The organism is Vibrio sp. V12_P9A6T4 (assembly GCF_963874835.1).
In the GTDB taxonomy this organism is placed as follows: Bacteria; Pseudomonadota; Gammaproteobacteria; order Enterobacterales; family Vibrionaceae; genus Vibrio; species Vibrio anguillarum.
The window spans coordinates 1-23,226 of the sequence record NZ_CAWNJO010000069.1; the positions used below are offsets into that span (position 1 = coordinate 1).

General features: G+C 47.7%; 13 protein-coding genes. 3 read left to right on the forward strand and 10 right to left on the reverse strand.

The window, feature by feature from the left end; translation table 11 throughout:
* Window positions 1-50 precede the first annotated feature (50 nt).
* The 3 genes from AACQ42_RS11455 (at window position 51) to AACQ42_RS11465 (ending at window position 2,606) form a co-directional block, all read left to right on the forward strand.
* Window positions 51-1,265: an MFS transporter gene (locus AACQ42_RS11455; RefSeq protein WP_094166337.1), complete on the forward strand. Its 1,215-nt coding sequence runs from the start codon at window positions 51-53 to the stop codon at window positions 1,263-1,265.
* A gap of 69 nt (window positions 1,266-1,334) precedes the next feature.
* Window positions 1,335-1,901 (forward strand): DUF1415 domain-containing protein, encoded by a 567-nt coding sequence (locus AACQ42_RS11460; protein WP_026027360.1) that lies wholly within the window; start codon window positions 1,335-1,337, stop codon window positions 1,899-1,901.
* Window positions 1,902-2,030: 129 nt separating this feature from the next.
* Window positions 2,031-2,606, forward strand: a complete 576-nt coding sequence (locus AACQ42_RS11465; protein WP_010318603.1) for a nucleoside triphosphate pyrophosphohydrolase family protein — start codon at window positions 2,031-2,033, stop codon at window positions 2,604-2,606.
* 228 nt (window positions 2,607-2,834) lie between these two features.
* Here the strand turns inward: AACQ42_RS11465 and btuD are convergent, their stop codons facing one another.
* From btuD to rtxH, 10 genes are all read right to left on the reverse strand, one after another.
* On the reverse strand, window positions 2,835-3,590 hold the full coding sequence (gene btuD / locus AACQ42_RS11470; protein WP_094166338.1) for a vitamin B12 ABC transporter ATP-binding protein BtuD: 756 nt from the start codon (window positions 3,588-3,590) through the stop codon (window positions 2,835-2,837).
* On the reverse strand, window positions 3,577-4,572 hold the full coding sequence (gene btuC, locus AACQ42_RS11475; RefSeq protein WP_026028308.1) for a vitamin B12 ABC transporter permease BtuC: 996 nt from the start codon (window positions 4,570-4,572) through the stop codon (window positions 3,577-3,579). Before btuC ends, btuD begins: the two co-directional genes overlap by 14 nt.
* A gap of 139 nt (window positions 4,573-4,711) precedes the next feature.
* Entirely contained in the window at window positions 4,712-5,740 is a 1,029-nt protein-coding gene (locus AACQ42_RS11480; protein WP_047691738.1) for a succinylglutamate desuccinylase, read from the reverse strand.
* A gap of 222 nt (window positions 5,741-5,962) precedes the next feature.
* Window positions 5,963-6,565, reverse strand: a complete 603-nt coding sequence (locus tag AACQ42_RS11485; protein ID WP_094166339.1) for a histidine phosphatase family protein — start codon at window positions 6,563-6,565, stop codon at window positions 5,963-5,965.
* Entirely contained in the window at window positions 6,562-7,161 is a 600-nt protein-coding gene (gene cobU, locus AACQ42_RS11490; RefSeq protein ID WP_094166340.1) for a bifunctional adenosylcobinamide kinase/adenosylcobinamide-phosphate guanylyltransferase, read from the reverse strand. The genes AACQ42_RS11485 and cobU overlap by 4 nt, the downstream gene beginning before the upstream one ends.
* On the reverse strand, window positions 7,161-7,961 hold the full coding sequence (locus AACQ42_RS11495) for an adenosylcobinamide-GDP ribazoletransferase (protein WP_094124611.1): 801 nt from the start codon (window positions 7,959-7,961) through the stop codon (window positions 7,161-7,163). The genes cobU and AACQ42_RS11495 overlap by 1 nt, the downstream gene beginning before the upstream one ends.
* A complete protein-coding gene (gene cobT / locus AACQ42_RS11500; RefSeq protein ID WP_094166341.1) occupies window positions 7,961-8,989 on the reverse strand; it encodes a nicotinate-nucleotide--dimethylbenzimidazole phosphoribosyltransferase in 1,029 nt (342 codons plus the stop codon). The genes AACQ42_RS11495 and cobT overlap by 1 nt, the downstream gene beginning before the upstream one ends.
* A gap of 192 nt (window positions 8,990-9,181) precedes the next feature.
* Window positions 9,182-22,387: an MARTX multifunctional-autoprocessing repeats-in-toxin holotoxin RtxA gene (gene rtxA, locus AACQ42_RS11505; protein ID WP_094166342.1), complete on the reverse strand. Its 13,206-nt coding sequence runs from the start codon at window positions 22,385-22,387 to the stop codon at window positions 9,182-9,184.
* Between the two features lie 22 nt (window positions 22,388-22,409).
* Complete coding sequence (gene rtxC, locus AACQ42_RS11510) at window positions 22,410-22,871, reverse strand: RTX toxin-activating lysine-acyltransferase RtxC (protein ID WP_017044044.1); 462 nt, start codon at window positions 22,869-22,871, stop codon at window positions 22,410-22,412.
* A 15-nt stretch (window positions 22,872-22,886) separates the two neighbouring features.
* Complete coding sequence (gene rtxH / locus AACQ42_RS11515; protein WP_013856638.1) at window positions 22,887-23,222, reverse strand: protein RtxH; 336 nt, start codon at window positions 23,220-23,222, stop codon at window positions 22,887-22,889.
* Window positions 23,223-23,226: the final 4 nt, after the last annotated feature.

Sequence of the window (23,226 nt, forward strand, 5' to 3'; positions counted from 1 at the left end):
AAGCCACTGCTACTGTGATCACAGATACATAACGTAAGTGAAGCGTAATCATGATCGAAATTGGCAGTAAAGAATACCGAAAAGTCACTTGGGGACTTGCGCTCGGCTCGTTCTTAGTCTTTTGTAATCTCTATCTTTTTCAGCCAATGTTGCCCTACCTTGCTACGCATTTTGCGGTTTCAGAAACCCAAATTAACTGGTTATTTGCCGCATCAACCCTCGCACTCTCCGTCAGTTTAGTCCCTTGGGCAATCAGCTCTGAATCCTTTGGCCGCCGCAAAGTGATGTTATTAGGGCTATTCATGATGCCATTAATCGGCAGCTTAATGTTGATCAGCCAACAGCTATGGGTGCTGGTTTTAACACGTGCACTAATGGGCGTCGCATTGGCCGCCTTTGCTTCGGTTGCCGTGGCTTACATGGCTGAGGAGCTTTCGCCTCAAGCATTTAGCCAAGCGATTGGCGGTTATATTGCTGCGAATTCATTAGGTGGCATTAGTGGCCGAATTTTAGGCGGTATATTGACCGATGCCTTTGGCTGGCAACAAGCCGTGATTGTGATTGCCATACTTACTTTCGTATGCGCCATGATTGTGCTGTGGTTACTACCCATTCAACGCAATTTCACGCCGCAACGAGGCTTGTTCTTTCACCACAATCGTGCGCTGGTAAAACATCTTTCTAACCGCACACTGTGGCTAGCGATGCTGATTGGTGGTACTAACTTCGCGCTGTTTGTTAATCTCTACTCAGTGATGGGCTTTCGGCTTGTCGCCGAACCCTACTCGCTACCGATTGGCTTAGCATCATTGATCTTCCTATGTTATTTGGCGGGAACACTCAGCTCGAAACTGACCGCTAACTGGACAAAACGCTACAATGCCATTTCGGGCATGATGTTGGGAGCCTTGCTCAGTTTATCGGGGATGTGGCTAGCCTTGGTTGAATCAATCCCGTTTATGCTGATCGGTTTAATGTTGATCAGTTTCGGCGCCTTTTTTACTCATACGCTCGCCTATTCATGGGTGAGCCAAAAGGCCAGCAGCGCAAAAGCAACCGCGACCGCTCTGTATTTGGTTCATTATTATGTGGGTGGCAGCCTCGGCGGGTTTTTCCTACTCTATTGCTGGCAAAATGGCGGTTGGGCGGTGGTGGTTTCGGGTGGAATGGTGTTGTATGTGACGATGTTTTTTCTCTGTTGGAAATTGCGCCATGATGACCGCGCCCTTGCACACCGCCAGCCGCTGCATGAATTGATCAAGTAGTGTTATCCACTCACTTTATCAAAAGACTCATGTTATGCTTGCGCCAAATTGACTGTTTTAATAAGCACTATGAGCGTAACGATAAATAAAACCGCCATCACAACTGAAGTCGAACAGTGGCTTAACGATGTGGTGATTGGCTTAAATCTCTGCCCTTTCGCCGCAAAACCACAACGTAACCAGCAGATCAAAATTTTCGTCAGTGAAGCCGATACTGAAGAACAATTGCTGCAAGACATTTTGCAACAATTGCTAGAGTTAGAAGGCAGCTCGGCACAGTCTCTTGAGACCACCCTAGTGGTGGTGCCAAACATGCTCGAAGATTTTTTTGAGTACAACTTTTTTATCGATTGGGTCGAAGCATTAATTACGCAACAAGATTGGCAAGGCATCTTCCAAGTCGCTACCTTTCACCCTCACTACTGTTTTGGCGGCACACGCCCCGAAGATGACGAAAACCTAACTAACCGTTCGCCGTACCCGATTTTCCATCTTATTCGCGAAGAGAGCATGGAAAAAGTACTCAAACACTACCCTAACCCAGAAGCGATTCCCGATACCAATATCGCTCGTGTTAGTGCTCTAAGTGACCAAGAACGCCGCCAACTGTTTCCTTATTTGTTTCTCAATAAGTAACCCTGTTCTTTGACCAAACTGATGGCATGGGTCGCAGCTTTGCCATCAGTTTGTTACTATCCATTTTCTTACTATCAGTTTGTTACTACGCGTCACAATCCCTGTTAACCAAACCAATGGACCGAGATAATGCATTTATCCAAGCTTACTCAAGAGATTTACGATCATCTTTACCGCGATATTACCGAGTTTCGTAGCACCTTTGATCTCCCCGTTGCTGATGCCAGCAGCTTAAACGATAAAGCTGACACGTTGCATACTTCGCTCGCGATTGAAGAGTTGACTGAACTTGCTGAAGCTGACAATAAAACGGAACAAGCGGATGCGATCATCGATACTGTGTATGTTTTGATGGGTCGTTTAGTCCACCTTGGACATAGCCAAGTGAGTGACAACTTAGCGATCAGCTATTTGATTGATCTTCTGCTCAATGTTGCCGTGAATCGTGGCATCGAATTTATTCCATGCTGGGATGAAGTACACAGCTCGAACATGAGTAAAGTATGTCGCAATGAAAAAGAGTATGCCGATACCCAAGCCTACTATGCTGAACAAGGTATTGAGCTGATGGCCGTACAAAAAGGCGACTACATTATTGCTAAATGCGCACAAGATTTTGTCTCTGAAGGCAAAACGATTCGCCAAGGTAAAGTGCTCAAATCAGTCTATTACCGTCCTGCTGACCTTGCTTCATTGACGCAATAACCTTGCAAAGACTCAGATAAAAAAAACCACCTTGTGGGAGCAAGGTGGTTAAGAGACTTATAAAAAGCCTAACAAGAACGAGAATGTATCGATTCTATTAATGCGATTGGCGTGCCAACTTTCACATAAAACCTAACCATTTGTTTTTAATAGACTTACTATTTTTATCATTCTATCTTCAGCACATTGATGCGCTAAAAGTGTGCTTACTGCACGACAGTTGTGCTTTTAATCAAAGATAAGGTAAGGCTTTCCTTCAACAACAACCTGCTTCACCTGAGTCTGAAACGCTGCACTTAACGCTTGGCTCTCTAATACTTGTTCAACCGAGCCGGAACTTTGCAATACGCCATCTTGCAGTAACAGAGCGCGATCGGCATGGCGCAATGTTCGATTGAGATCGTGATTGGCCATCACTACCGCTATCCCTTGCTGTGCAACCTCTTTAATCAAACGATAAAGCAACCCTTCTTGAGCAATATCAAGAGGCGCCGCAGGTTCATCTAATATCAATAACTGCGCGTAAGGGTTTAAGGTTGGCCAAATTTGCAAACAAATACCGGCCAAGCGGACACGTTGCCATTCGCCGCCTGACAGTTGGTGAATGGATCGATGCAATTTGTCTTGAATATTCAATCGTTGAGTGAGATGAACCACGGCTTGATTAACAACTTGAGAATGTAAATCGGCGCAACTGGGGATCGCTAAGGCAAGATATTGATAAACATCGACATTAAAAACAGGCTTGTCGTTTTGCGACAAATAAGCTCGGTGCAGTGACAGCGCCTCTAACGATGCGCTTGAAAGCTGAAGATCACCAATGTAGACCTCACCTTGGCTCTCTGTCACGACAGCTAACGCCGACAGTAAAGTGCTTTTTCCGCTGCCATTAGGCCCAATAACATGCAGCACCTCTCCCGCTTGGCAAGTAAAAGAGAGTGGCAATAAGCGTGATGAAACCTGCAGGCTATTAACGTGAATCATGGTTTTTCAACAACATCCAAATAAAAATCGGCGCACCAATGGTGGTAGTGACGACACCAAGTGGAAGCTCAGCAGCATTAAGCGCCGTTCTGGCAACGGTATCCGCGCAGACCAGTAAAAGTGCGCCGAACAGAGCCGACATAGGTAAAAGGTAGCGGTTTTCAGAACCAAACGCCAAGCGCAATAAATGCGGAACAACCAACCCAACAAAACTGATCACACCGCCCAATGCCACCGCAGCTCCTACCAGCAGCGACACGGCAAAAATCAATTTCCAACGTAGTCGATGCACATCCACACCTAACTGCTTTGCATGAGTTTCGCCCAACATCAGTTTGTCTAACGTTTTTCCTTGCAGAGCAAGCCAGATGATCACCGGAAGCGCAGCTAATGAAAGCGTATGTTGATACCAGCTTGCACCACCAATACTGCCCATCAACCAGTAAACCAGTTGCCTTAAACTGAGATCATTACTGAAATAAAACGCCCATGTCACCACAGCACCAGATAAAATACCCAGCGCCACACCGACCAACAGTAAGCGAGTTGTGCTTAAACGCATCGCTTTAGCCATGCTGACCAGTAAAAGAGTAAACACCATCGCACCGACTACGGCACAAAGCATGAAAATTTCAGGGGAGGCCAAGGCAGGGAAGAAAAACAGCACCACTACCATCGCCACACTGGCGCCACCGGAAATACCAAGCACGCCCGGCTCTGCCAAAACATTCCCTAATAGCACTTGCAGCGCCGCGCCTGATACGGCTAGTGAAGCACCAATGATGACGGCAGAGAGCAGACGAGGAGCACGAAGTTCAGTCACTAACTGCCATTCCAGTGGTGACCAAGTGTGAAATGGGCTGATAAAGAGTTCACCCACCATCAAATAAAACGCACTCATCGTAATCAACAATGCCAGCATAGCGTAGAGGGCGTAATGCCAGCGACGCTGTTTTTTTAAGAGTAACTGATTGAACGTCATGCGCTTATATGTAAGTAAGAGAAACAATAATGGCCTAACCTTACCGTTAAGCCATTTAAATAGAAAGTGATATACCAAAGCAATCGCCTGTTAACCTTGTCAACAGGTCAAAAGATTAACAAGCCAAAAGTACCATCGGTTAATCGTATACCAATTGATCGTCTTCATAGCGTGTCGCCACTTTGCACACCATTAACGCGGCGCGCTGGCCTAATGCCACTTTTCGGTTAGGAAATACGATCGCTTCATCTTCATTTTTCGCCATGAGTGGCTTTTCACCATCATGACCAAATACCTCACCATGTTTAAACGCGGTGAAGTTTTCGACGTTATCATCAAACATGAAATCAAAATCGTCATGCAAACGGACGATGGTACGGCTGACACGATAAATGGTTGGCTTTCTTGGCAAGTGTTCAGGTGTCGCATTGGCTACCAAATCGCGCATGGCTAAGTCAAACGCGACTAATCGCTCTAGGTTGTTTTGACCAAGAGGTGCGACTTGCCCCAGCTCAAGCGTTAAAGCTTGCGCGGCAAAATTCTCTGCACTGTACCAACTGAAGGTACTCGAGGGTGAATTTGAAAGCAGCACCGCTTCGATATGCGCACTTTCAATCAATGCCATCAGTGCGCGGCTGCGGACAGGATGGCGAGATTTGGGGCTGACGGCAAACGAATAATGTTTGGAGTGACGAATCGCACAGTGCAAATCAAGATGCCACCGGTTTTGCTCAGCGGTGTGTTCGAAAAAGTCTTTCACTGTCTGTTTGAGATGCTGTGCAATCTCTCTTTCTAGGGAGGTATTGCCCTTTTTATCATCAAATAAACGGTTCAAATTTTCTTGCACGAAACGGGTATGTTGATTCGTCGCCTGAGGATGAGCCACAATAAATAAGCAGCGGTGTTGGACCGCTTGAAAACCTGACTGAATATCATCCACCAGCTTATTTACTAATTCCATTGGCGCAGTTTCGTCACCATGAATACCGCAAGAAATAATGATGTGCTTACTCTCATCGTTGAGATGAGCGGGAATCACTTCGAGCACTCCACGCGAGAGCACTTTAAGCGTAATACCAGCTGCCGTTTTGATTTCGCCAGTGACCATTTCTTGGTCTAAATCCAAACTATCAAATAGGAAAGATTGGCGGAAAAGGGACTTCGTCATGCGTTACTCCTTTATTGCACAGCGGTATGTTAATGAATTGTAGAAGCAATTTATGTTGAGGCGATCCCACTTATCAAGATGGATAAGGGTAAACTTAACTCATCAACGATCGTCTCAATACCTTATACAAAATACGCTTAACCAGAGGCCGGCGTTAATTGCCGGGAATTCTATCATTAAATCTGATAGTTACTCCATACTCTACTGCATGCTCACCCGGTGCTAAATTTGAATTCCGATGCTCTTCACACTCACATTCTTAGCGTTATCTTTTCCTATTTGGATATGAGTTAATGATTGATAGTCGATATTCAACACACTATACCAATATTGGTTTTGCCAATCAGTGCCTAGAACATTGGCAAGTATCATTCTGATTGTTCCACCATGAGCGATGATTAAAGTGTCTTGCTTGATCTCTTTAATCTGAGCCTCCCAAGCACGAGTTACACGCTGATGAAAATCGGCCAAGTTTTCTGCATTCGGTAGTTGATGTTGGGCCGGATTGGTCCACAAAGTTTCCACTACTGGCCACATCGATTGCAGTTCATCAAAGGCCACGCCATCGACGTCACCAAAATCCATTTCTTGGAAATCAGGCTCAATTTGGTAATCCAATTTCGGCTGCTGTAAAACCAGTTGCTGCGCTAAATCATGGCAACGGCGTAGCGGCGAAGTAATGATGTTTGAGAAGGAGTAACGGGATCTCAGCAAAGTGTGAGCGATCTGCTCTTGCCGATGCGCTTCAACGAGCACATCTGTTTTACCATTGAGCGCAGACCGACCGACGGTTTTACCGTGGCGCATCAAATAGAGATTGATCATAGTGAGCCTTTTAAAGCGATGTCGTTTAGAGCAGTGTCTTTTAAAACGATGTCTTTTAAAACAATAGGTAAGCCCGCTGCAATAAAGCTCACTCGGGTTGCTAACTTGGCTAGCGCTTGGTTAAGCCAGCCCGCGTTATCGACAAATAAGCGCGAAACCTCCCCCAGTGGGATCACGCCAAGGCCCACTTCGTTAGCGACGATAACCAAAGTGGCGGGCGTTTGCTCAACGGCAAAACAGAGTTGCTCGACTCGCTTTTTTATCTCCGCTTCGTGAGCTTGCTGGCCATGGTTGTAGATAACGTTATTCAGCCACAGCGTTAAGCAGTCCACCAATACCACATCATGTGCTGAAAAAGTGGCAATTAACTCAGGCAGTTGTTCAGGGCATTCGTGCTCTTGCCATTCCGACGTTCTTTGCTGCTGGTGGTGGGCAATCCTTGCCTGCATTTCATCATCAAATGCAATCGCGGTGGCAACATAGTTAAGCTGAGCCTGCGGCAGCCGCATTAACAGGGCTTGGTGTGCTTGCTTTGCGGCCTGTTCAGCGAAACAAGACTTACCGCTACGCGCGCCACCCAAAATCAAATGCACCATTATTCAATCAGTCCCATGCTCAAATAACCCAACCCAGCGAATACAATAAGCAGCAGATAGATCAGCAGTTCCATAATCTGTTGTGCAGCGCCAAGGCAATCTCCAGTGAAGCCACCAATACGCGCCATCAACCAAGCTTTGAAGAAAATACGAAAAACTACAGCAACCAATACCAAACTTAAGCTTACCTGCCAACCAAACCATAACGCAGGCGCTAAGCCGCACAGCAGTAGAAAAATGAGCTCTGGAAGGGTTTGTTTATTGGCTAGCGGCTTGCTTTTGCTGCTATCGAGATCGCTTACATACGGCATGTCGAAAATCAACGATGCCGCTATCGCACGGCTAAAACTGTAGCCTAGTACCCACACCATCAATACGTTGCCATAACCAAGTAGCGCCTCTAAAAAGAGAAACTTACACAGTAGCGCCATCACTAAACTGGCCGCACCATAAGTGCCAATGCGGCTATCTTTCATGATGCTCAAACGGCGCTCAGCCGTCATTCCTCCGCCAATGCCGTCCGCCATGTCAGTTAAGCCATCTTCATGAAACGCCCCTGTTAATAGCAAACTGGCCACCATCGTCAGTGCGATGCTTACCTCGTTCGGTAGAATCAGGATCAGCACACTGTAGATGGCACCGCAGATCGCGCCGAGTAATAGACCAACCAAGGAAAAATAGCGCCCAGATCGGTTCATTCGTTCACTGCAATAGGGCGTATTGTTAGGAATAGGAAGGCGCGAGAAGAAACTCAGCGCCAACCAGAACAGCTCTAATTGATAAGCGAAAGCGCGCAGCATTACACTGTCACTCCTGCGTCGGCAAAACTGGCCATGGTGTTGTAAAACTCGGCGGCCGCTTTGACCAAAGGTAGCGCTAATACAGCACCCGTTCCCTCACCCAACCTCAACCCTAAATTAAGCAGTGGTGTCGCGTTTAACAGTTCAAGTACGCGTTGATGGCCCGATTCATGGGACTGATGAGCAAAAATCATCAACTCGCGGCAATCAGGTTCAATAAGTGTGGCCACATACGCGGCTACCGTGACGATAAATCCATCCACCAGAATCGGCGTTTGCTGCTGGTAAGCGCCTAAAAATGCTCCGACCATTTGCACAATTTCAAAGCCGCCTACTTCCGCAAGGACCGTTTCTGGATCCAAACCACGGCAGCGTGTTACGCCTTGCTTCACCAGCTGTACTTTTTTCTGATATTGCTGTGTTGAAATGCCAGTGCCGTAACCAACGCACTGTTCAACAGAATGTTCAGAAAGTGCCGCTAATATCGCAGAAGCACTACTAGTATTGCCAATGCCCATTTCACCAAACATCACTATATTGGACCCCGCACGGATCACCTGCTGCACGGCCTGATTACCTAGCAGTAGCCCTTGCTTCACTTGCTCTACAGACATCGCCGCTTGGCGAGCAAAGTTCTCCGTTCGGCTACCTAAGCGCTGCACAAGAAAGTGCGGATTGTCGCTTTCTACAGGGAGTAAAATCCCGCAATCGATTACTTTCATCTCAACTTGATTGCTGCGACAAAAACAGTTGATGGCCGCACCACCCGCCAGAAAATTAAGCACCATTTGCTGAGTCACCGCGCTTGGCGCAATGCTAATGCCTTCATCTGCAATGCCGTGATCGCCAGCAAAGACCAGTACGGTAGGCTTATGAATGGTGATCTGCTGAGTGGGCTGAGGCTGATTTTGACTTTGGATTAAGGCGAGCTGGTGTGCTAATGACTCAAGTTGGCCCAGCGCTCCCAACGGTTTGGTTTTTTGATCGATTCTTTGCTGTATTGCTTGGCTATGATCTTGTTTTAACATTGCTTCTGGGCTCTTCCATGAAAAGAGAAGAGTTTACTCGTATTCGCTAGTATCGGCTAGGTTTTGCCTATTTGAGCCTAAAAAAACACCCCCTGTTTTCTACAAAATCAGGAGGCGTTTTTAGGTTTATATGGGCGCTATTGTCAAACAGACACGCCCACAAAGGCTGGTTTTAACCCATGAAAGACATGATTACGACAAGCTAAACTTCCCGGTATTCACATCCGACCATGCGGCCATAATCGCTTGCTGAGGCTGAGAAGCTAATCCATCCATAAAGTTGCTTTCTCCCACCTTAGGCGCGAAGGAACTCATCGCTTGAATGAGATTGTCTAACGCATTATCAGTCAAGCAGGTATATTCCTGCTCGCCTTGAGCGTCTTTTTCACCTAAACCGATAATAAGTTTGGCTCGATTATCTGCAAAATAATCATTGAAAGTCACACAACCTAACGCATCAAATAGCGTTTGATCGGAAGAGGTATCAGTATGGCGTGCCATAGAGATTTTCAGATCGTAACCACTACGCTCAAACCATAAACGGTTCCAATCAATACCGTTGAAGATGATATTTTCACCTTGGCGAATATCTTCAACCACGTTATCGATCACCTCACCACTGACCACAAAACTGTCTACGCCAGCACCGCCTTTGAACGTATTTTGGTAACCCCCAAGCACCATGACATCGTTACCTTCACCACCGTTTAATGTGCTGAATTTTGAGATGGCGGCGGCAATTAAGTAATCCTCACCCTCGCCAGCATTAATCGAAGCATGGTAACCCATCAGTTTGACTTCATCGTTTCCTTGGCCAGCGTCAATTCGGTTGTGATTGCCAAAGACTCTCGCAAAGTCATTGCCTGCACCAAGATCAAGTTGGTTGTTATTACCGATGGTTACAGCAAAGTCTTGATCGTCTCCCATGTCCACACGATTGAAGTTACCTGAAGTGACTGCATAGTCATTACCTGCCCCCATGGTGATCTCACCACCTTCGCCAAAGACAAAGGATTGATCATCACCCGCGCCCATAAAGACGTGGTTAATGCGTCCGGCCACAACCGCCGTATCATTGCCATCACCGCCGAACATCATGTTCTCGCGACCCATTAAAACGCCCATATCGTGGCCTTCACCGCCGGTGAAAATATTGGAGACTCCCGTTGCGTAGAACACATCGTCTCCACGTCCTCCCCAGAAGTTATTATTGTCGCCTAGATAAGCGCCGAGATCTTTACCGTCACCGCCCCAGTTGAAGTTGTAATTACCCAGAGAAACGTTCATATCGCCATCCCCTTGCAAATGCCCACTGTTACGAAGGAAATCAAACGTTTTATCCTTCATATTGAGCAAATCGGCGGTGAGATTCTGCTTCAGATTACTGACCAATGATGCCATCTCTGCCTGCTTATCTTTGCTAAACATGGTGGCAAATAAATTGGGCAAATTGAGCGCATTAAAACCAAATGCGCGCTCTGGTTTGGTTTCTTCAACAGTGGCTGATACGTTTTCCGTTGCCGCAGGCGCGCCATTGAGAGTCACTTGCGCTGTATCGTTTTCCTCTGGTGCTTTCTCTTTCAGTCCATGACTTTCAGCAAAGGATTGAAGACCATCAGCCCCCATATCGATTCCCGCTTTGAGGCTATCTAGCAATTTTTCTGGGTCAGTAAATGCGCTGAGCTGCTCACCACCAAACTCGCCAATCACTTCTAGCATCTCTTTTAAAATGGCAACGCCATCTACCGCTTCATCAGTACGAGAGACTATTTTGCCATCAGCGGTGTAATTGACACCGAAGATATCACCTAAAGTCGTCTCTGCACCGACCTCAGCAAATTTACCCAGCAGCTTATTCTTAAGCTGACGAGGCAAGTCTTGCGGATTATAGGTAAAGGTCGTTTGAGCCATTCCCGTTGCTGAGAATTGCTGGGTTAACACGCCAAACAATGAACCGAGATTGGTATCCAAAATCGCTTGGATGTTGTCTCCGAACATAAAGTTCCAGTTGCCCGTGGTGACCTGAATATCGGCTCCTTGGCCACCGACCGCGAAGTTAAAGGCCAACTTCTCGTTCATTTGACGGAACTTATCCGCTCGGCTCATCTTGCCAGAATCATTATTACTATTGCCACTTAGCCACTGGTTGTACTTTTTATTCAACGTTGCTTCAGCGTCAGACTTCAAGCCGCGGCTGCTGCGCTCATTCTGAGAGTCCAAATCAACCAAACTGGTGTAGTCAACACTGCTGGTTTGATCGAGACCGGACATCTCTTTAACAAATTTTTTCGCACCAGAGAGTGTCCACTGCTGTTCTTGAGCCGCTAACCAATCGGCACCCTTTCCTGATTGTGCGATGCTTTGTAATACTCCTGAAATACGTGATGCACCATCAAATGGATTGACCAGTGGCGGTGTCGGGATCGACTTATCCATCATCATGATAAGGTCATTACTGCGACCCATATTGAAACTTACGTTGCGGTTACCCATAAACATTTGAGCACCTTCAAGCGCCTGATAACCAGCGATGTCGACACTATGTTTGCTGTCACCATTACCAATATGAACCATGACATTGTTGTCACCAAAGGCCAGCGACTTAAAGCCTCCCGTACCCACTTTAATACCAACATTTGACGTACCCCAGTTAACTGCGGTGAACTCACCATCACCGACGTTGACCTGAATATTGCCCGAGTAGCTGAGCTTATTGTCACTGCCCGCCGATGCCGTAGTATCCGTTTCCGTTTTACGCTTTTCAGGTGCTTCAAACACCTCACTGTTGTCGCCGATGGCACCACGTGCTGGCTCATTAACCTCACTCGCACCAACACGAGTAAGATGGATATCCCCTTCCGCCACACCGTTACGAATGATCTCGTCACGTGCGGTAACTTCGCCTTGCGTATTCCAAGTCAGTGAGACTTTATTGTTTTCAGCCTTTTGTACCCAATTTCCATTGGCATCTTGAGTATGTTTGCGCCCTGTTGTATCTACCGCTACATCAGAGTTGCGAACCGACACATCCACACGAAGACCATTAGCATCCATGGCATTGATAAATTGATGGCCAAAACCTTTCTGCTTGTCATCACTCACTAAAGAGCAACCGACAATACTGATATGGTCAGGCTTGTTGCTGATGTTTTCCGCTTGGCCGAATGCCTGCTGGAATTTCGCCAATTTCACTGCAAGTTCATCGGCACTGTAGCCACTTAAGCGACTGTTGTTGTGTTCTGAATCATCACGCCCATGGCCAACCAATTGCCAGCGCAGCTTTCCATCCAGTTTCGATGGGTCACCATACACCACGCGATAGTTGCCGTCTGAATCGATCTGCACCACCACACTGCTTTCTGGGTGCTTACCCGCAAGGTTCGCAGCGGCTTTTGCAACAACATCATCGTTCTCCATTTGCACGATGATTTGACCATCAAAACGGCTTTCACCGCCGTCCGCTGTCGGAGTCACAACAACATGTTCCCAGTCATTCACATTTTGGTTGTGAAGTATCTTTCCACCAACCAATGCTTCTTTCGTATCATCTACAGCTTTTGCATTGCCATCGACATCTAAAGCACCGGGCTTTTTAATCGGTGTAGCGTCAAACACAGGTAAATCGAGGATCCCCTGCATGGTGGTCTTATCACCAAAGGTTGGCTTGTAGCTTGCTAACGTGTTGCCATCCATTACCACCACGCGGTTGAAGATTGCTTCACCTGCGTCGTTTTTACCCAGCTTATAGCTTTGAGCCATGTTCAGATCGGACTTGCCGAAGAAACGCGTTAGGTAGTCGCCAAACTTCTCTGCTGATGAGAACTCAACAATACCAGCATTTGGATCGTAGAAGCCGTAAACACGATCGTCGCCTGAGCCTTTTGCCCAAGCTGCCATCGCATGCCCCGGAGCATCAAGTTCCAACAACACAGGTTTGCCGTTAGCCGATGCATCAGTGATTTTCTCAACCACACCGTTTACGGTCAGCGCTTGCTTCCCTTCCAGCTTTTCCTGCCACACTTTCATCGACGTATCATGCATTGGGTTCTTCGCATGAATGGCCGCTAAGCTGCTGAGCAACTTGCTTGCATTGGCTTTTTCACTGTCTGAGTAAAGGGTTGGATTGCTCAGCACCGCTGCCGCAGAGTACATCTTCTCCAGCAGTTGTCTTGCCACGCCAACTTGACCATCGTTTTCCAGCTGTTTCGCAACCAAAACGAGTTTAGAAAGTGGATCACAACGTCCACCAAAACCGTCATTCGATAGGTTCAACAGCATTAACTGTGGCGCGAGCTGTTCAGTCGCTTTCGCATCCACCACGCCAGCAGAAGCAATCTCACGGAACAATCGGTTGTACTTCTCAGACTTGTTCTGGAACGTCACTTTCAGTGCACGACTTTCGATTTCCCAAGCAAGCGCACCTTTTTGCTCTGCGCTCCAGTTGCCTTTAACAAACAGATCCACCAGTTGCTTGATGCTCATATCTGAGCGGAAGCCGTCAACGATCTCCTTCGCATGGTCGTTTTTGTAACCATTTAGGAAATCTTTAGTGGTACGAATGTCTTTCGATTTACCCGGTACGCTCGTATCAGGTTTCAGCGCGTCGCCATAGCGTTTAAAGTCTTTCTCTAGCCCTTTCAGCACTTCGCCCGCTTCTACCGCTGCTTGCTCTGCATTAAACAGACCGGAGACAATTTGATCCGCGTACTGCCCCATCAAGCGGTTGCTCGCTTCGTGGCCATAGAAGGTTTGTTCACCCGTGACGTTGTAGCCAGCAATCGCGAGTTTAGCTCGTAGCTTCTCGCCTTCTTCGCCTAAACCTTCGTTGTCCGTTAGCAGCAGAATCGGCGTCTCTTTTGGCAAGCCTTTTAGGTTCTTCTCCACTGAGAACTGACCGTTAACCGCTTTCGCGATAGCCCCTACAATGCCCGCTGGATTCGCCACTTCATGAGCGGTGATGGCTTTGGTCATGCTTGGCATAGGACGGTCAAGCAATAAGCCAGACACCGCTTGGCCATTTTGCGCGGCATAACGTGCTAAATCTGCGGCAATTGGACCACCCATTGAGTAGCCGTGAATGATGATGTTGCTTGGGTCAATACCCTTGTCATTCACTAGGTAGTTGAACATGGTGCGAGCATCTTGGTACAAGCCTTTTTCGCTTGGTCCGCCGTCGCTTTCACCATAGCCACGCAGGTTGACTGCGAGCATGTCGATACCTTGTTTCTGGTAGTGGTTGCGAATCTCGCTCGCTTGCTCTTCAGCAGAAGAACCAGAACCGTGCAGGAACAACACGACTTTACCGCTGGTCGCGCTCGTTTCAGTGTCGCTTGATACAGCTCCCTGATGATAGTACCCCGTTAGACGGCCCGATTCCCCTTTCAAGGTGACTTTCTGCGATTCACCTTGTTCTACCGCATGGTCAAGTAGGGTTTGCGTGATTTCGCCAATCTTACGGCGAGCTTCTTTATCGCCATACAACTCGTTATTGAGGAAGCGAGTCAATGGGCTCAGAGATTCTTTATCGCGCGGTGGCGTACCATCATTTTCGATGGCGACGGTTTCTTTCTGCTTCTCTTTGCCTGATAGAGCATCAAGGACATCGCTTACTTGATGACTTTGCTTCTTAGCCACGATTTCTAACTGGGCCTCTTGTAACGCTTGACCAAAGTTAAATAGCTCTGTCGGCGTCCAAACACCAAACTTAGGCAGCCATGTGTGACCAATGAGTTTATCTGCCCCACCCGCTTTCAACACTTTAGCGACCGTGCTAGAGCAGTTTTTGGTGAGCAGTTGATAACGCGCATCCGGGTCGTTACTTAGACGATGCCATTCTGCCTGCATTGCCGCAGTATTAAGCCCTTCTAAGTTAATGCGGAATACACGGCCTTCATCCGCTTGGCTGGCCTTAAAGGCTTCGATTTCTTCCAGCGCTCTTTCAGCAAACTGACGAACCACATTAGCGATGCGTTTTTCCACTAGGGCAGGATCACCACTTGCTTGAGCTTGTTTCTGTAGCTCTTCCGCAAAACGGTTTGCTACATCCATCATGTCGTAACTGGTGTCATTCCACTGTTCAACGAATGGTTGGAATACATGTGCTGGAATGCCTGTCGTTTCAAGTATATCCGGGTTGCCCAGTAGCACACTCGCATAACCTTCAGAAGCGTCTTTGTACGAAGCATCAATGCCTTTAGCGGCATTGAGTTTTTCGATAAAGCGTTTCAGCTTAGTTTCGCCGTCATTCAAACCAAAGCCATCGTTTTCTTCTGACACCATATCATGCTCAAGTGTGTCATTTTGATGAGCTGGTTGGCTGAAGTCGCTCCAACGCAATTTAAGATCAGGCTGATTTTTTGTTGCAACGTTGAAGATATTACGGATATTGGATGACTTGCTACCTAGTGGCCACCAACTCACATAATTCTGCTTGTTGAAATCAGCCGCGGCTTGACCTTCAAGCTGCGTGCGACCTTGGCCAATTTGCAATGCGGCGTGACCTAGTGTGCTGTGATCACTCGGCTTCCAGATGTACATGGTCGCGCTCACTGGCGACATGTGCTGTTCAATCGCTTGGTGTACTTTGTTTAACCCAGCGATATCAATACCTTTACCATCTTTTGCAAGATCGTTTGCAGAAAACCCAGCGAAGATAGTATCGGCAACAGCTTGACCATATTCATGACTTACGGCTACTTTTACTTTGTCAAGTACAGCATCGCTACCGCCTAGCTGATCGATATTGGCAAGATTACCTTTGCCCTTAGTGACGAAATCGCCATTTCCATCCAGATACAGATGTTTACTCTCCTTCAAGTTGGCGTTATCAAGCTGGTCATACAGACGGCTAAAGCTATCGTGAGTTTTGATGCTTTGCTCAGAGGCTGCAAGAACCGAGACTTCCTCTAAACGCACATTCACTTGGTTTAACAGTGAACTCATAGCCTCAACGCGGCCAGAATCGGGGTGACCGAGTAGGTAGCCTTCAACCTGTTTACGTAGGTTGAGCAGTTTTTCCACAGATTCCAGTTCATAGTCTGCGTGTTCAATCGTACTCGCATGGTACTCAGTCAGAGCGTCGATTACTTGTTGGTAACTTTCACCACGGATCTTCCCTGTAACACTGGCAGCATCGAGTAATTCGGTGACAGACATCAATTCTGCTTTGGTGTTGTACTTCCAAGCGCCCTCTTCTTTTTGTGCCAAAACACGCGTGCGACCCTCATGATGTGAGATAACCTTGTTATCCACCAAAAAGAGCTCATCGGGCATTTGTTCAAAATTATCGAAGTTGGCCAAAATGAAACGCTCAATGGCTTTTTGTTGAGCTGCATCTTCTGGGTTATCAAGCAGAATGGTCTTGCTCTTTCCATCGGTTCCCGGCCACGAGCGAACTTCAAAACCTTCTTCGCCTTCTTGCACTAAGAGGTTGCGCTCAGTACGAAGTGAATAGAATGGTAGAGATTCACGCAACATGTTGTCGATGGCGTTGCCACCCAATGCTATATCACTGGATGCCTCACCAAGACCTTCAAGATTCACCCCTGAAATACGAATCTCTTTTCGAGCCAAATCCTGAGGGGCTGTTGTTGGCACAACAATGCTGTCGGCGTTTGTCTCAGTGAACATCGAAGTGACAGAACTACCCGTATTTTTCGCTCGAATTCCTGCGTTAATTTGCAGGCGGTTGACTGCATTGGTCGCACCTTCTAAGGCTTCTAGCTCTTGCTCGCTCAAGCCTTCGCTAAAGCGGCCATCAGCGTTTGTTTGACTGTCAGCGTTGATATGGCGGCCCGCAACACCAGCGGCTTCGACGCTATGTGCTTGACCCACAAGGCCGCTGCCCGCAACACCTTGACGATCAGGGCGATCGCTTTCGTTTTGCTTAGCCCCTTTCGCATCATTCTGCACTTGGTTGGCTTTATGTTCCGCGTTCATCGCATCGCGATCACCACGCGATTGCGCGTCGTTTGCTGCGCTGTGTGCGTCAGATTCGGCTTGTTTCGCGTCATTGCCTTTTGCTAAAGCATCAGCTTTACGTTTTTCAGCATCAGTTTTAGCATCAGCAATGCCTTGCTCTGCACCCGCCAGGTTTTGCTCACCTTTTGCGACGCCTGCTTCCGATTGTGCAACCGAATCTTTGACTTTGTTTTGATTGTCCGCGTGCGTCTGTTTCGCGGCAGCAATCTGCTCACCAGAAACCTGTTTTGCGTTGTCCAATTGGGTTTGAACACCATCAAGCAAGCCACCGGCAAAATCGTTGCGCCATTGGTCGCCCGACTCACCCGTATGCGTGGCTTTGTCATCGAGCACATCGAGACCTTGTGCCAGTTCGGTCAACTCAGCCGTCACGGCTTCCGACTCTTCTTTCACCGCATCACGTTGCGCTTGGCCATTATTTTCCAAGGCTTGTTGGTCGGTAGATTCCAGCTGGCTTTGCGAACCTGCGACAGCATCGAGCTGTTTCTGCTTTTCTTGTTCTAGACGCTGGCGATCCGCTTCTGCGCGCTCTTTGTCTGATAGGGCATTCTGCGACGCTTGATTTTGCGTTGCATGCTCATTCACCGCATTAGTTTGCTGTGGCGTTTCTGATTTCGCAACTACGTTATCTAAGATATAGCCCAACCCATCATTATGGCCTGTTCCTTTGAATTCGATACGGTTGCTGCCAGCATGAGCGGTCAGTTTTAAGGTTTTTTGCTGCCAAGCAGATTCATCACCAGACGATGAGAAAACCACTTCGCCGTTCCAGAGAACGTCAATGCCTTCGTTATTAGAAATGCCTGCACGTTTTGCAAAATCAAAGCTCACAGCAATGACCTCGCCTTCCGTCAGGTTCTGAATATCTTGGTAGATAGTCGTGCTTTGATCTGTTGCCAATTCAGACACATTGTTACCGTGCCCATCCCGCTCCAAACCATATGAACTTGCAGAAACATAAGCTTCGACACCATGCGTAGAACTCCAACCGAAATCACTCTGCTCAAAATCGCCATTAACAATGAGATTTGGCCCTTGAACTTGGTCCGAAGAGTCGTCAACGCTGAGCGCATTTTGCATTTGATTGAGATCAGGTGCGTCTACCTTGGTCACACTACCTGTTAGGCTGTCTCCCAAATCAGAGCCCACTTCTTCAATCACCTCCATTTGGAAGCCATCCAGCTTGGTGATTTCAGGTGTCGCAATCGCACCACGGCCTTTATGCGTGCCGGATGATGATGCTTCATCGCCTTGCACTAAGTAGTTGATTGCTTGGCTACCACCTACACCAAGTACGGTTTGCTTGATGTTATCAAACAGGGCGGAGAGCTTGTTGCTACTGGTGTTGCTCGACGCGACCGCCAAACTGTAGAAATCACCATTACCGATTTTGATCGCCACGTTGTTTTGAGCGTAAGAAGCATTAACCCCTAAACCATCACCAACATGAATATTAGCGTTGGCTTTACCTTTCATGACCGCGACGTTCAAACCATCGCCGATTTTGGTATTGACGTTGTATTGGCCCCAAGCAACATTGACCGAAATACCATCACCAACCACGGTGTTAATATTGGCATCCCCATAAGCGGCGGTGACGTTTAGGCCATCTCCCACTCGAGTCGTTACGTTCGCTTTACCTTTCGCGGCGGTCACCTGCATACCATCACCGACTTTGGTGACGATGTTGCCCTTACTCCAAAGTGCGTTAAAGCTATCGCCATCACCCACTTGAGTCACGATGTTGGCTTCACCTTTGGCTAGCACAACATTTCGGCCATTACCCACTTTGGTGATAACGTTGGCTTTACCCCAAGCACCGGTATAATCATCACCATCACCCACATGGGTAATGATATTGGCTTGACCTTGCACGACAGAGACTTCTTGACCATCGCCCACTTTGCTGATGACGTTGGCTTCACCTTTGGCAAAATTATAGCGATCTCCATCACCTACATGAGTAAACACGTTAGCTTGACCCCAAGCCACGTTAACACCCAAGCCATCACCGACTTTGGTAATAATGTTTGCCTTGCCCTTGGCAATACCAATGGTCGTGCCATCTCCGACATGAGTCATCACGTTGCCGATATCGGAAATCAACAAACCTACCGTGGTGCCTTCGCCCACTTTGGTGAGGATATTGCCTTTACCCGCCAATACAGCGGCGGTGGTTGCATCACCGACATGAGTCACGACGTTGGCTTTCGCCGCGGCCACAACACCCATGAAATCATCACCCACTTTGGTGACGATATTGGCTTCGCCCAGTGCTAAGACACCGGTTAAACCATCGCCGACATGCGTCATGATGTTCGCTTTACCGAACATCGCCGCCAGCGTTGTGCCGTTACCGACTTTGGTCATCACGTTCACTTCGCCCGCAAATATTCCTAAGCTGGTTCCATCACCGACATGGGTGTAGATGTTAGCTTTACCGACCATCAGCGCAGCGGTGAGATCATCGCCCACTTTGGTCATAATGTTGGCTTGACCGATCATTGCAGCAAACGTGCTGCCACTGCCTACGTGAGTGAAGATGTTGGCGTTACCCACCATAGCCGCAAGTGTGGTTCCATTACCGACTTTAGTTGCTATGTTGCCTTTGGCTAACATAAGCGCCACCGACATGCCATCACCGATATGGGTGAAGACGTTAGCTTCGGCCACCATTAACGCGAGAGCATCACCGTTGCCCACTTTGGTAAAGACGTTACCAAGGCCGCCCATCAATGCCCAAGCATTCCCTTCGCCCACATGGGTAAAGATATTGCCCGCACCAATCATGACTGCAATGGATGTTCCATCGCCCACTTTAGTGAATATGTTGCCTGCGGCGCCCATTACGCCAAGGGTTTGGCCATCACCAACATGCGTTAGCACGTTGCCAAGACCAAGCATAATGCCGGTCGTATCGCCATTCCCGACTTTCGTTAGGATGTTCGCGCCGCCTACCATTACGCCAGTTGTGGTGCCATCACCCACATGGGTGAGTACGTTAGCGCCTCCGCCCATCACAGCAAGGGTGTTGCCTTTGCCTTTTTTGGTGAGAATATTTGCGCCGCCGAGTGCCACCGCCGTGGTATTCGATAATTGATCATCACTGCTGATATGGGTAATCACGTTCGCACCACCCAGCATGCCCGCCGTGAGTTCACCATCACCCATTTTGGTCAGTACGTTTGCGCCACCAGCCAGTACCGAAGCCACATCGCCTTGACCGACTTGCGTCATGACATTGAAACCGCCAGCCGCTAGCCATAGTGCATCACCACTACCGATTTGCGTGTGCGTGTTATAGCCGCCCAGTAGAGTAACTCGACTATTGCCTTGGCCTTTCTGTACCGAGATGTTGCCGTAAGCCAATAAGTGAGCCAGATAGTCGCCGTTACCGACACGAACCAGCACGTTCAACGCACCACCCGCGTAAACATCCATCTTGCCTTGCTGACTTTGGTGCACTAATACGTTTGCCAAACCTGCGCCGCGGAAGGTGAGATCCCCTTCTTCGCCATTTTTGACAATCACGTTAGCCGCGCCAGCACCGTTAAATTCAGTGTTACCAAACTGAGAGCTATGCAGGATCACGTTGGCAAGACCGCCACCGTTAAAGTAAACATGACCACGTGTTACGTTGGATTTAATAACGTTACCGCCACCGACACCATTGAAATGAATATCGCCAGAGCTTTCGCCGCTATCGCTTACGGGTTTGAATAAGGTTTGATCCGTGTATTCGTCGATATCAGCCACTGTTTCGCTGGTACTTCTTACCGCGTTAACGCTGTAATGCAAGTCGCTGAGCGAGTAACCCCCTTTGCCCATTGCGTGATATCCATACGCAGACGAAATATCTTGGTTAGCTAAATTGGCCGTGTGATCACCTTCTTTATACCAAGAGCGAGCTTGATATTTCAGCGCGCCAGTTTCGGCATCGTTAGCCAGTTCAACCACAACGATTTTCGTGTAAGGTCCCAGCACCTTAGCGTAAACATAAGTGTTGGGTTTGCGGTTTGATTTCACCGCTTTGACATCAACCTTAGTGCCATCAGCAAAAATGGCGTGACCACCCATTTTTGCATCCGACAATGACACATCTTTCGCATCAATCACCGCACCATTGGCGTAAGTCACCCACTCATATTCAGTCAAGCTTTTCTCAACCGCATGAACAGTCACTGATTGCTGATGTTCAATGGCAATATTAGAAAGGGTGTAACCACCATTGACGGGATTGGACTCAAAGCCACCTGAAGAAGAAACATCGGAATGAGCAAGATCGGTTAAGTGATTACCCTGCTTGAACCACGCCTCTGAGTAGTACTTGAGTTTGCCGGATTCGGCATCGTTATAGAGACGGATTTTGTTGATTTTGGTGTAATTACCATCTGCAATAGCAAACAAATAGGTATTGGGTTCTCGCTCTGATTTTACGGCGTTAACCGCATGGAACTTGTTGCCGTTATCAATCGATAAACCGTGCATCTGTGCGGCAGTGAGAACGATCTCATCCGCTTTGGCATATTCCATACCTTGAGCATCAAAGTCGCCGCCACTACCTTTACGAGTAATGGTGTTATAAGCACCGCCGCCCGAGAAGTGAATATCACCATGTGCCACATCAGAGTAAAGGCTGTTGTAACCACCCACACCTTCGAAGCGAATATTACCGCGTGTTTCGGTATACACATCGTTCGCATTGTGCGTACGCTCAATTCGGTTGGATGCCCCGGCACCCGCTAGGGTAATATCCCCAACCTTGCCTTTGCGAACCAAATGGTTATCCGCACCAGCTCCACTAAAGTGCAGGTTACCGCTTTCAACACGTGAGCTAATACTGTTAGCAACCCCCGCGCCGACAAAACGCACATCACCTTGAGATCCTTGATACTGGTTAAACCAAGTACGATCGATTTTATTGCCCGCACCTGCACCTTCGAAACTCAAGTTTCCATGATTGGTTTCATGCCAGATAGCGTTGTAGCCACCAGCACCTTGGAAAGAAACATGGCCTGATAACCCTTGGCGCTTAATGTGGTTGTAAGCCGCAGCACCTGCGTAGCTGATGTTGCCATGCTGGCCGTCATGACCAATGTCTACACCACCAGCAGCACCTGAAAATGAGAGATTACCGTCTCCATTTTTCTTGATATCAGCATAACCCGCAGCGCCTCGAACGCTCAGGTTCCCCGTTGTATCCTCAACTTTTAGATAGCCGGCCCCCGCCGATACCGTATCGTTACCTGAACCGGTATATACCGTGGCTCCGATCGACCCCAGATGAATATGATCATCTCCGCCATAAGCATGAATTTCGCCGCCAAAACCGATGGCAACAATGTCGTTATTTCCATCGTCGGCGGAATAATTTCCGGTGAAGAAGTATTCGACACTTCTCCAAAATGGTTTTCCCATAGACTGTGGCTCTTATTATTATTTAAATAGAAAACCACTGTACCTTACGGATACAGCGGTCGTTTTGCGTGTCGATTTTGCCGCGGACAGTACACACTTTTTGCCCTTTCCACGGCAAAAAAACACGCTGTCGTAAGTCATTGACGATTTGACGTCCGTGACCAAAAGGAGCAAGCATTTCAGGAATGTAGATATGATCACCAGAGCGCCAGTCAGCGGCTTCGATTTCTCGTTCACCGGACAATAGCAACTCTCTCACTTGCTCAGACAAAAACGCCCAATTACAAAATGCAATTGGACGTCCTTGTTCATCTTCGTAATAGCAAAACTGATTTAACTCAAATGATGGCATAATCCGTTGCTGCCATTCACTGATAAGATACCGCTGATGCAGAGGAGAATATTGGCTGAGCAGAAGAATCCCACCCATCATTTTCTGCATCATTGCACGATCCAGTTTCGCCGCGTGATGTTGAATCAACATACGCTAAGCCACCTTTTATTTTTTCGTGCGTGTCACGCGTTTTTTAGCAGGCTCAATACCACTCTCGTTCTCTTGAGGTGCTTCACTCGGTGATGGTAGAAAACCTGCGGCAATTAATTTTTCTAACTCTTCGTTCATACGAGGATCTTCAAGCATATTCTTAACCATCGAAACCATATACATAAAACCAGAAGCAGGCATATGAATCACTTCTTTTAGCTCTAAGTCCGTATCACTTTCCGCCATAATACCGTTTGCCATGTTGGATTGATTCTGTCCAACAAAATAGAGAGAAAAAACACCTTTATTATAATTAACACTCGATACAGTTTGAACGAATTTCTCAGACATAAAT